The 13,518-nt window shown below is 31.6% G+C and carries 5 protein-coding genes; all 5 read left to right on the plus strand.

Going from position 1 to position 13,518, the window contains the following annotated elements:
- Positions 1-20: 20 nt before the first annotated feature.
- Positions 21-1,919, plus strand: a complete 1,899-nt coding sequence (locus FF125_RS05730) for a LysM peptidoglycan-binding domain-containing protein (protein ID WP_138948870.1) — start codon at positions 21-23, stop codon at positions 1,917-1,919.
- A 240-nt stretch (positions 1,920-2,159) separates the two neighbouring features.
- Positions 2,160-6,230 carry a hybrid sensor histidine kinase/response regulator transcription factor gene (locus FF125_RS05735; RefSeq protein ID WP_138948871.1) on the plus strand — a complete coding sequence of 1,357 codons (4,071 nt, stop codon included), beginning with the start codon at positions 2,160-2,162 and terminating at the stop codon, positions 6,228-6,230.
- A gap of 163 nt (positions 6,231-6,393) precedes the next feature.
- On the plus strand, positions 6,394-6,954 hold the full coding sequence (locus FF125_RS05740) for a hypothetical protein (RefSeq protein WP_138948872.1): 561 nt from the start codon (positions 6,394-6,396) through the stop codon (positions 6,952-6,954).
- Positions 6,955-7,183: 229 nt separating this feature from the next.
- Positions 7,184-11,314, plus strand: coding sequence for a hybrid sensor histidine kinase/response regulator transcription factor (locus FF125_RS05745; RefSeq protein ID WP_138948873.1), 4,131 nt, complete (start codon positions 7,184-7,186; stop codon positions 11,312-11,314).
- 246 nt (positions 11,315-11,560) lie between these two features.
- Positions 11,561-13,504: a hypothetical protein gene (locus FF125_RS05750; RefSeq protein ID WP_138948874.1), complete on the plus strand. Its 1,944-nt coding sequence runs from the start codon at positions 11,561-11,563 to the stop codon at positions 13,502-13,504.
- Positions 13,505-13,518 lie beyond the last annotated feature (14 nt).

A 13,518-nucleotide genomic window follows, 5' to 3' on the forward strand; every position in this document is an offset into this window, starting at 1 on the left:
AAATAGATTAATTAATTACGATGAATAAAATAAAAATAACAATACTTTTTTTTCTTTTTGTAGTAGTTAGTGTTTTTTCTCAACAGAAAAAGTACATACCTCACAAAGTAACAAAAGGGGAAACGGTGTTTAGTATTACGCAAAAATTTGGTGTTTCTAAAGCCGAATTTTTAAAGTTAAATCCTGATATTAAAAATGATGCAGTCAGTATAGATCAGGTGGTTATTGTGCCGAACAAAGCTTACAATGCTGTACCAGATATTGAAGATGGTGATTATGTATTGGATGGTTTTTTAGTACATAAAGTACTTCCAAAAGAGAATTATTTTAGATTGAGAAAAGAGTATGGAGCCTCTAAACGTGTTTTAAGAAAATACAATGATGTTTTAAGGATTGACGATTTAAAAGCTGGGCAAATTATTAAAATACCCGTAAAAAATGGATATCAGGTTAATGCTAAAGAAGTAAAGGCTGAAGACAATTCGGTTAAACCTTATTTAGTTAAAGCGAAAGAAACGAAATACATGATAGCGAGGCGTTATGGAATTTCAGTGGCTGATTTAGAAAAGATGAATCCTCAAATTAAAGAAGGTTTGAAGGCAGATGCTATTATTAAATTGCCAAATAGAGAAGAAATACCCGATGCTATAAATGACGATAACATAAGACATCAAGTTGAGAAAGGGGAAACTATTTTTAGTTTAAGTCAAAAATTTAAAATCTCTCAAGAGCAACTATTATTGTATAATCCAGACTTAAAACTAGGAGCTAAAGAGGGAGGGATTGTTATAATTCCAAAAGTAGTATCTCTGAATAATAGAGAGGTTTTTACAGAGAATTTTTTATCTAACAATACGTTGAAAGTGGCAATAATGTTACCTTTTGCTTCGGGGAAACCTAGATTGGATGATATTGCAACAGATTTCTATTTAGGAGCAGAAATGGCCTTAGATTCTTTAAAAAAGCAAGGATTGAATATCACGGCAAAAGTTTTTGATACTAAAAATAGTTTAACAGAGGTTTCTACTATTCTTAAAATGAATGAATTTAATGATGTTGATGCTATTATTGGTCCAATGTTTTTAAATAATGTAAGATTTGTTTCTCAAAGTTTAGGAAATCAAAATACAGCAATTATTTCTCCTGTTTCCTCAAAAGATCACGGAGCATTTGCGGCAAAAAATACAATTCAAGATACACCTTCAGAAGATCAATTGTCGCAAAAGGTACTGGAGTATGTTAAAAAGAATTATAAGGGTGAAAATTTAATTGTTATTAAAGATGATATCCAAGAGAACCAATTAAAATATAATAAAATAATTGCTGAGTTAAAAGCAATTGATTCATTAGGTAAACTCAGAATTTTAAGTCCGGTGAAAGGATATATTAGACCTGATTATTTTAAAAAGAATATATTAGATAAGAAAGAAAATTGGGTTGTATTATTGACGGATGATTCTTCAGTAACTAATGATGTAATTCAGAACTTAGGGGTAATGCCAGAAAAAATTAGTATTACACTATTCGCATTGCGTTATCAAGCTAATTTTGAGAAAATTGAAAATCATCACTTGGCAAGAGTTAATTTGCATTATGCAACAGAAAACTTTGTAGATGAGAATAGTGCCAGCGTTCAGCAATTTATTTCGAATTATAAGAAGAAAAATTATCTAGACCCCACTGATTATGCTTTTAAAGGTTTTGATATAACTTATGATGCTTTAGCTCGTATGGCAACGTATGCAATGGTAAACAGTGCTTTTTCAGGAGGTATTTCTGAAAGAATTGCAAGTAAATTTTTGTATACTAAAAATGGTAATAAAGGATATATAAACAAAGGTATATTCTTAGTAAAATACGACGGACTCAATTTAGTAGATGTTGAAAAACCTAAAACTACGGAGATCATAGAAGAATAAAGAAAGACCTTATTGATTAATTAAAAAAGCCTAAAATATTCAATTTTAGGCTTTTTTTATGTGCTAAAAGTACTCTATGATGTAAAATAGGAAAAATCCCCTTTTTAAATGGGGGAAAACCCTTTTGGGTATACTATAATTTTTAACTATCTTGTGAAGGTGAAATGTATTGAAAGTCAATGTATTGTATTGTATTTTAATAGAACTATTTTAAGAATTAATCAAAGTTAATTTGAATTCATGCTGTTTATCAGAAAAAAATATTCTTACCATTTATTAATAATTCTGTTCTTCTTCACATTTTATAATTCATTTTCGCAACATTATCACCAAAGGATTAAACATTATTCTTTAGAAGATGGACTATCGCAAACTACCATTTTAGATTTATTAAAGGATAGTTCAGGTTTTATTTGGATTGGTACCCAAGGAGGGTTGAATAGATTTGATGGGCAACAATTTAGGCATTTTAAACCTATTTCGGAAGATACCACGTCTATTTCAAATACATATATAAATAAACTTTTAGAAGATAAGAATGGAAATATCTGGATCGGCACCTTAAATGGTCTTAATATTTATAATCCCCAGTCTGATGTTTTTAATAAAGTATCACTAAGTACCTTTAAAAATGAGATCATAACCAGTTTGGAAGTTCAAGAAAATGGGACTATTTGGGTGGGAACAAGAAAAACAGGAGTACATAGACTTCTTCCTTTAGGACAAAACAAATTTCAAAAAGAAAATTTTCTAAGTACTACTTCGATAACATCTTTGTTTATTGATTCACAAAAACAATTATGGATTGGAGGTTTTGAAGGTGCGGTCTTTATATTAGATTTGAACAATAGTGAAATTGAATTAAAACCACTACATTTAAATATACAAGGCCGTGTACAAACTTTTTATAGAACAGAAAAAAAGCTTCTAATTGGTACTGAAGTAGGTTTCTACATTTATGATTTAATTACAAAAAATGTAAAAAGAGTCAATTTGAATGAACAGCATCAGGGCTTAACCAAACAAGTAACTGAATTTCTTGATGCTGGTAATTTCGGGGTTTGGGTAGGTACAGATTCTGGAGTATTTCTATTCGATTGGAAAAACGAAAAGGTGTTGAATAAAATTGAATATCGTGAAAATGACATCAAGGGATTAAGTAATGATAGAGTGTATTCGTTGCTGCAACTTAATGAAAGTCAGTTATTTGTTGGTACTAACAGTAATCTTGATCTAATAGATTTCAACATTCCCTACTTTAAGAATATTTCGAAAAATAAAAAAGGAGCACACATTCTGAATGATAATTCTATTTCTGCCATTTTTAAGGATGAAGAATATACATGGGTAGGAACCTCTGTTGGAGGGTTAAATTTAATCACAAGGGATAAAACCTATTACTTTAAGGAAGACCAAACTAAGCCTTATGGCATTACAGGAAATGAAGTTCGCGAAATACTGAAGGATACAAAAAATCAAAGATTATGGATCGCTACTACTCGGGGTCTTAATATGATAGATTTAAAAACCTTTGATCCCGATCTGCCAATTTTTAAAACATTTACGTACGACCCTAAAAATTCTAATAGTATTAGTAATGATTTTTTAAAAGGTATTACCCTGGATACTGAATACAATGTTTGGGGAGCAACTTATGGTCATGGTATATTTAGACTGCAGCTTAGTAATGATAATACAGTTAGCATTATTAGGTTCAAAAATAACAAAAGCGACCCAAATTCACTTGCCAATGATTTTGTGGAAAAAATTTTTTCAGATCCAAAAAATACCATTTGGGCTGGTACGCAAGGAGGATTAAGTAGATTAAGTTTTACGGACAATTCTTTGACAAAGCCAAGTTTTATAAATACCACGGTACTTGAAAGTTCTCGAAATTCTAACGCAACAAGTATTGTACTTGACATTACAATTGACTCTAAAGGTAACAAATGGTTAGCATCCTCCACTCATGGGCTAAATCTGTATTTAGGAAACAACAAATTCAAAACATGGACAGATAAAGAAATGAACCTAGATGGAATTATCTATAGTTTACAACATGATGATAATGATAATTTATGGATGGGAACAACAGCAGGTATCATACGGTTTGATCCTAATACAGAAGAGTTTAAAACCTATGGTATCGAAGATGGTATTCAGAACAAAGATTTTAATATGCATGCCAAATTTAAAGATAAGACAGGAACTATATATTTTGGAGGAGGAGGAGGCCTCACATATTTTCATCCAAAAGATTTGGAAACAATAGACCATCCACAGTCGCTTTACTTTTCTCAATTACGGGTGAAGGATGAAATTGTTAAGACCAAAAAAGCATCGAAACCTTGGTTAACTAGTGCCATAAGCAAAACGAATAGTTTACAATTTAAAAATGACGAATTCCCTTTCTATCTAAACTTTTCAAGTATTGATTACAGGCTAAACAAAGATGTCTCCTTTGCCTACAAACTACTTCCCACAGATACGGAATGGAATGTTCTGAAAGATCTTGAAATACAGTTCTTAAATCTCCCTGCTGGTAATTATACTTTACAGGTTAATGGGTTTTCACGGGGTAAGGAATGGGAACAGCCACCTTTGGAGATGAGTTTGGAAATACTGCCGCCTTGGTGGTCAACTTGGTGGTCTTATATTATGTATGCTGTTATTGCGATTGCTCTGGCAGACAGGTTTTATCGCTTTCAGCTATCTAGAAAACTTGCCCTTGCTGAATCTGATCGTCTTACAGGTCTAGATCAGCTAAAAAGTAATCTTTATACAAATATCACTCACGAATTCAGAACTCCGTTAACTGTAATTCTTGGAATGGCAAATACGCTAAAATCAAATATTGAAGAAAAAGAATTTGATACTGCTGAAAAGTCGGTTGAAATGATTACCAGAAATGGAAATAATTTATTGAGACTTGTAAATGAACTACTTGATTTAGCAAAATTAGAAAACGAAAAAATGGATTTAAATTTTATTAAAGGCGACATTATTCCTTTTATAAAATACCTCAGCGAAAGTTTTCATTCAATGGCAGATGAATCAAATATTAAGCTAACTGTTTATGCTGAAATTGATACGCTTGTCATGGACTATGATGTCGACAAACTATCGGCTATAACTTATAACCTTATTTCAAACGCTATTAAGTTTAGCAACAAGTCTGATGGAAAAATCATAGTTCATATTAATCATAGTACAGTAAAGAAAAAAGAACATCTTATTCTTAAAATTAAAGATAATGGTATTGGTATTTCTAATAAAAATATTCCAAATATTTTTAATCGGTTTTATCAAGTCAATGCATCCGAATCTAGATCTGGAGAAGGTACAGGAATAGGCCTCGCATTAACAAAAGAATTAGTGATTCTCATGGGTGGTACTATTGAAGTAAAAAGTGAACTTCATAAGGGGAGTGAATTTATTATTGATTTGCCTATCACAAGAAATGCTGCAATAGCCAAAGACCAGCACTTCGACGCCAAGCCGGAACCATTAATCTCAAATGTAGAAAACAAAATTCTAAGTGTAGAAAATTTTGATCCTAATTCTGAAATACCGTTGTGCTTACTTATTGAAGATAATCACGATGTTGCTCATTATTTAGAGACTTGTTTAAAGCACAACTATCAAACGATACATGCTCGTAATGGAATTGAAGGCATTGAACTTGCTTTAGAAAAAATACCAGACATTATTATTTGCGATGTAATGATGCCGGGTAAAAATGGTTACGAAGTTTGTAAAACGCTGAAAACCGATGAGCGAACTGACCATATTCCAATTATTATGCTTACCGCTAAAGTTACTTTAAAAGATCGGCTTACTGGTCTTTCGCATGGAGCAGATGCCTATTTGACAAAACCCTTTGTAAAAGCAGAATTGTTTACCCGATTAGATCAACTTATTGTTCTCCGAAAAAAAATGTTGCTTAAAATAGAAAATAGCAACTTTAGTACTTTTATGAATAAGAAAGCTGAAAATCCTGAAACTAAATTCCTTCAAAAGGTCATACAGTTCATAAATGATGATATTGAAAATTCCTCTTTTGGTTCAGAAAGTCTGGCAAGTAAGTTGAATTTAAGTGAATCTCAAATTTATAGAAAGCTGAAAGCAATTACTGATAAATCTACTGCTGTTTTTATACGTTCAGTTAGATTACAAAGAGCGAAGGAATTAATTCAAACGACTGATAAAACGATTTCAGAAATTGCTTATGAGGTTGGTTTTAATAATCCTTCATGGTTTAGCCGTGCTTTTAAAGAGGAATTCGGACAGACTCCAGGTGATTTCAAGTAGCTTATAAACAGGTGTTTAACATTTTTTATTGCATAAGTTTGCAATAATAGTATAATACTTTCCTACACAATTCATAATTACTTCTATTGATTGAAATAATAGTGAACATCATTATTTAATAATCACAATATCATTGCATCATAATAACTATAAAACATATATTATGAAAAACACAATGAGAATTTTACCGCTTGCTATTATTATGATTATAAGCTCTTGTAGTAGCGAAACATTTACTGAACCACTGCCGGATAAAACTAAATCTGTGGTCGTTATTATTGATCATAACGATAATGAAATTCAGGAGTCTTTATCAACACTCCATCGAAATAGAGACGGAATTGCAGTAAGCTTTAAAACTAATGGGTTAATACCAGGAAATGTATATACTTTATGGTATGTAATCTTTGGAGAGACTTCAGGGCCACCAACATCTACTTACGCAGGTGGTATTATATCAGATGGAAATGGAAATGGTAATTTTACGGCACAAAAAAGTATTGGAGAGATATTTAATAACCCCCTTACTGCTGAAGTGCATTTGGCATTACGAACTCATGGGCAAGCTCAACCGGGAATGATAGCTAGTCAGATCCAGACTATGGATGGCGGGTGTCTTTTACCTGATATTGGTTTTCCATCGGGTCCTACGCTACATCCAGATTCTGACCAGTTAGGGTATTGTGCTAATATTCAAGTTGCCATGCATCCTGCCGTAAAATAAAAATACGGTTTACAAAAGTAGAACAGTAACTGTTTTATTGAAGAAAAAAAACAGCTTGAAACCATCATTTTAAGCTGTTTATTTTTATAATTTCTTAAAATAGGGAATAACCCCTTTTTTAATGGGGAAAAACCCTTTTGGGCAGTACTATAATTTTTCACTATCTTGTTAGACTTAAAAATATACTATATAAATACCAGTATTCTAGATTTGTAAATTCTATCCAACAATGAAACTATTTCAACGTGATTTTATTGTGCCAATGAGAAAATACCGTTTGCATAGCCTTTTGATAACTTTCTTATTCTTTAATTTTTCTTATTCTTTTTCTCAGCAGATCAAAAATTCTAATACAGAACTTACACCTCTAGAAATTTGGGAATCTGGATTACCATATATTGAAAACTATAACTATGCTGATTATAAGAATAGCCCATGGAACTTTAGAATTATAGAAGGAAATAATGGATTTATTTATGTAGGGAATGGTGAAGGAGTCCTTGAATTTGATGGTAATACATGGGAGTTTATTCCAACAGAATTTAAAGATTGGGTGATGGCTTTCTCTAAAACAGTAAATGATAAAATATATGTAGGAGGTCGCCGAGATTTAGGGTATTTGGAACCGGATGAACTTGGTACAATGAAATATAAATCGCTCACAGCTAATCTTGATCCCAACTTTAAAGATTTCAATGGTTTTGCCTCAACGAAAACAGATGGTATTTCTTCAACTGTTACAAATGGAGATAATGTGTATTTTTCATCCTCTAAATACCTTTTTAGATGGGACGGTGAAAAATTTAAAACTTGGAAGGCACAGGAAGAGTTTGGCGAAATTTTTAAGGTAAATGGTTCACTATATATAATTGATTTAGGTGTTGGATTACAAAAACTAGTTGATGATTCTTTTCATGTAATTTCTGGCTCGGAGATTTTAACTAAAAATTATGAAAAACGTATTGTAGAAATACGCGAAATGTTACCCTATCGAAATAATCAAATCTTAATTATTCATTCAGATCAGGGCATGGTACTTTACAATGGTGAAAATTTTGAACCATTTAACGAAAAAAGCAATGAAATTTTAGAAAAAAGCAATATATATGGTGGAGTTGCTTTATCAAATGGAGATTATGCACTTGCATCACTTGTTTCCGGAGTATTTATAATTGACGGAAAAACAGGTGAAATAAAAAAGAGAATTGGAAAAAGACACGGTTTGACTAGTAATGAACTTTATGCTATATATGAAGACAGTAATGGTGCGATTTGGGTTTGTGGTGGTGAAGGTATTTCTAAGATAGAATGGGCATCACCGTTTAGAATATTCAATGATTTGAGTGGGTTAAATGAAATTGTGACTTCTGTATGTTATCAGTCAGGTAAATTATTTGTTGAGAGTAACGGACTATATTATTTGGCAAAGGACAATTCTTATATGGAGAATAAAAAGTTGGTTTTTGAAAAAATAAAAGGGATTAGGGCTGGTAGACTTATGGGTATTACTTCTTCTAACAATAATATATTTACTTATAATGAAAGTCAAATTTATAAAATTAGTAATACTTATGAAGCAGAACTTATTATTGAAATGGTGATTGGTTTTTCTTCTATTGTAAAATCAAAAGTAAATAATTCAAAATTTCATTTGGCTACGTATGATAAAGAGTTATATGAACTTAACCTTATAAATAATAAATGGTATACTGAATTTGTTCTTCAAACAGATGGAGTCATAACAGATATTGAGGATGATTCCTTAGGTAATCTATGGTTTGCTGTACACGATAAGGGGTACTATTATGGTGAAAAGTTATCTGATAATATAGAAAGTACAACTAATTTCGAGATTAAAAAATACAAATCTATGGATGAACTTCCGTCGATTTCAAAAAGTTTTATCACTAAATTTAAAAATGAATTGGTCGTAAATACGGACGAAGGTTATTATAAATTTAATAATAATGACCAAACTTTTGAAAAGTATAGTTTATGGCCAAATCAGTACGATAAATATGGCGAGAATACGGTTGTCGAATTTGGTTTTGAGAAATTTGATAATAAAGGTGAATTATGGCATACAACTAGAGCTGATAATGTAACTAGAGTCTTTAAACTCTCTCAAGATAAACTTACTGAACTTAAAGAAATTAAGCTGTTTTCTGATTCTAGAATAGAATATTTTGAGCTTATGGGTGAAATTTCGCTTTTCGTTACAACAAATAACGGTATACTTATGTATAATCCGAATATGGTTAGATCTTTCAACAAAAACTTGAGCACTAAATTAAGAAAGGTATGGATAAATAATGATTCTTTGATTTATGCTGGCTCTGACCGGTACAAGAACATGGAAGATAGTTTTGAACTGCCTTTTAAAAAAAATACACTAAAATTTGAATATTCTCTTCCTTATTACACCAAATCAGAAAACAATACGTATCAATATATCTTGGAAGGTTTTGACGATGACTGGTCGTCTTGGTCTACCGAGACAAAAAAAAATTACACCAAAATACCTGAAGGTGACTACACATTCAAAGTACGCTCTAAAAACATTTATGATGAATCTGGAAATGAAGATAGTTATTACTTCACCATTTTACCACCATGGTATAGAACATGGTGGGCATACCTATTATATATTATTGGATCCATCGGTGTTGTAACCTTATATTCTAAATGGAGGTCTAATGAGTTGCAGAAAAAGAATGTAGCACTTGAAAATACCATTAACAATCGTACACTTGAAATAAGACAAAAGAATAAACTTTTGAATCACCAAACGGAGCAATTAGAGCAGTTGAACGAATCAAAAACAAGGTTGTACTCAAACATCACCCATGAATTTCGTACACCATTAACCGTAATCTTAGGGATGGTGGACACCTTAAAAACAAACGTGCCTTTTAATAGTTTCGAAGGAGCTGAAAAATCATTAGAAATGATTCGACGTAACGGTAAAAATTTATTAAAATTAGTTAATGAGCTCTTAGATTTGGCAAAGGTTGAGAGCGGCTCAATGGAGTTGAATTTGATTCAGACTGATGTTATACCGTTTGTCAAATATTTGAGTGAAAGCTTTCATTCTTTAGCGGAAGCTAAGAAAATAAATCTCACTGTTTATTCTGAAATTGACGGCTTGGAAATGGATATAGATGTGAATAAGATGGCATCGATTATTTCCAATTTGCTTTCAAATGCAATTAAATTTACTTCTGCTAACGGAAAGATAATAGTGCATCTGAACAAAGCAAAAAATGATGGTGCTAAAGTATTCATAATAAAAGTACAAGATAATGGGTTAGGATTGTCAGAAGACGACATTGCCTCATTATTTGACCGTTTCTATCAGGCAGATAACCGAAATTTACAATATCAAGTAGGTACAGGTATCGGACTTTCTTTGGTAAAAGATTTTGTAGAATTAATGAATGGAACTATTGGGGTTGAGAGTATTCTCGGTAAAGGAAGTACGTTTACTGTTCAACTTCCTGTAACCCATAATGCAGTTAAGACGGTAGATGCTTCAATAACGATAGAGCCAACTATAAAAAAAGAAACTAATATTATAAAATCAGAACCAATTGACTCGAATGGGCTTTCTACTTTGCCATTAGCTCTTATAATTGAGGATAATGAAGATGTAGCCCATTATTTAAAAACTTGCTTAAAAGGAAAGTACCAAACCATGCATGCCATAAATGGCAATTTAGGTATAGAAATGGCCTTTGAAAAAATACCTGATATCATTGTAAGTGATGTTATGATGCCTGGGAAAGATGGTTTTGAAGTGTGTACAATACTAAAAACAGATGAGCGTACAGACCATATACCTATAGTAATCTTAACCGCTAAAGTAACAACAGAAGATCGTTTAACAGGACTATTACACGGTGCAGATGCCTATTTGGCCAAACCCTTTAACGAAAAGGAATTATTTATTCGATTAGATCAATTGGTTTTACTCCGAAAAAAATTAAATGAAAAAATTCAAAAAGAGGGCTTAAATTCATTTCTGGACAAACAAGTAGAAAGTCCAGAAACAAAATTTCTTATAAAAGTTAAACAATTTATAAATGAGGATATTGGCAATTCTGAATTTGGTTCAGGAAACCTTGCAAACAAATTGAATTTAAGCGAGTCGCAAGTCTATAGAAAATTGAAGGCCATTACTGATAAATCTACTGCGGTTTTTATCCGTTCAGTAAGATTGCAAAGAGCGAAAGAATTAATTCAAATTACAGACAAAACCATTTCTGAAATTGCTTACGAGGTCGGTTTTAACGATCCATCTTGGTTTAGTAAGGCCTTTAAAGATGAATTTGGTTTTGCACCTAGTGAAATTAATAAGTAGTTGATTTTTAGTCAATTAATTTTATTTTTCATGCTCCAATGCAATAATAGTACTAGCTTTTTCTTACTGATGATCTAATATTACTAGTTTTTGATCCAATAGTACACGCCCCTTAATAAATCACTTTTTAATTTTACAACAGTAATTCGTATACGATAGAAATTCTTAAAAATATTTCTAAAGAGATAAAGCTATTAAACATCATATTAAGATGCCAAAAATAAATATTTGTAAAAAATGAAAATTATGAAAACTAAGAGCGTACATGTAAAAAACAGGAACAATTCAGCTTGTTGGAAAAATGCAAGCAAGAGCAACTACAGTTTATTACACTACATCATTATTCTGTTAATATTTAGTGCAAGTAATACTCTACAGTCCCAAGCAAGCTTAGCTGCTGAAAACAGAATTGATGATTTAGTTGTAACAACAGATGATGGAGAGAAAAAAACCTACTCAGTTTTTAGAGATGCTGAACAAACAGATCAATATTATTATGTACCTAATGAGGCTCGAGTTACAACGACTAAAGATAAAAAAGGAAAAGAATTTCCAGATCTTACATTGTTACGCTATCAATATGACCCATCAGATGGTGGTCCAACACAACAAGGAGGTATTATACAAGGCACAATGACTATGGCTGCAGAACCAGAGGTAATTGAAACTATGAAGAAATATATCTTAAAAAAGGCACCGAAAGCCGGAACAATCAAATTAGCCCCAATACCGCTTGAAAAATGTGACTTTGAAATAAGAACTGAAAAGGGACTGTTTTTAGGAAATCCTGAAACTAATACAGCTTTTCAAGGCCCTTTAATTGCTAATCAAAAAATGGGTTTTAGTTTAAGCTTGAATGAATTAGGTGCAGCAGTTATATCAGAACTAGCCACTGGAAAAGGAGGTGTTTTAATAAGTGTTTCTATAAAGTACAGAGGTTTAACTCCACCTTGTGGATATAATATTACTGGAAAATGGGAAAGTGTTTATGAATATTATCAGAAACAAACAAAATTAGAAGGGGGATTAAGTTTGGGACCCATTAAGTTAGGAGGGAGTAAAACAAAGGAAGAAATAATTGAAGACCTCAATGAAACTAGTGGTGTAAAAGTGGAAAGAATAAAATGTCCATCACCTGAAAATGCTACCGGAAATTCTACTGATGAATCTTTGGAAGACGAACATTTTCAAAGGCTAAAAGATAAAATAGAGAACGAGGTTCTGAGTAAAGAATACAAAACAAAAGAGGCACGCTTAACCGAATTACAATCATTATATGAAAGTACTGATGATGAAGGAATTAAAAAGAAATTAATGGATGAAATTACTATGGGTGAGAAGTCATTAAAAGCGGGATATCAAAACTCGGTAAAAGATATTAAAAACATGAAAAAAGGTACTATTTCTTATGATTCAAGGACTCAATATCTAGAGTCTAGAGAAACTACGTTCTTTGGGCTAATAGGCTTTTCAAAGTTTAATATGACCGAAGAGGAGCTAAAAGAAAATGGGCATATTATAGATATCAATGCTAATGATACGTTTCCATATATAGCAATAGGGTTACAGGATATAAACCTGAACTTCGACTTAAGATCATTAGCTCTCGATATAAGTTATACAAATAGCGAAGGTGACACAAATAGCTTAGCATGTAGATGGACTCCAGAAAAAAAGTGGAGAAACTTTGAAGGTGCTAGTATAGATTATTTGAGATTTAATTTGATAGGTGAAAAAGATATAGAAAGACGCAATGAACCTAAATTTAATATTAAACTACAAGTCAATTCAAAACTACTTAATGGTGATTTTATTATAGAAAAAGAAGTACAACTTGAAAAGGGTAAAAAAAACATGGATGGCATTGGCCAAATTACTAAACAGTTATCAATTGATGGCAGCAGTTTATCTTTTCATAAAATAACAGGTGATAATTCAGATTTAGATTTGGCAGAGGTTACCCTTAAAATAGGTGATCTAATTATTAAAAAAGCTATAAAACCATATGTTCAGAATGGAGTTTATGGGGAACCTAAACCTATAGTTTTACTAGTACCAAAAGATGAAACTTCCATATCTAGTGAAGTGAATTTTATAACTAAGAGGGAAGAAATTAAAAAAACAGCACTCATAGAAATAACTGAAAATACATTGCGAGATCTACAATGGAGAACTTTTGATGATGAATAGAAATCCTTACAAAA

This window comes from Aureibaculum algae, assembly GCF_006065315.1.
In the GTDB taxonomy this organism is placed as follows: Bacteria; Bacteroidota; Bacteroidia; order Flavobacteriales; family Flavobacteriaceae; genus Aureibaculum; species Aureibaculum algae.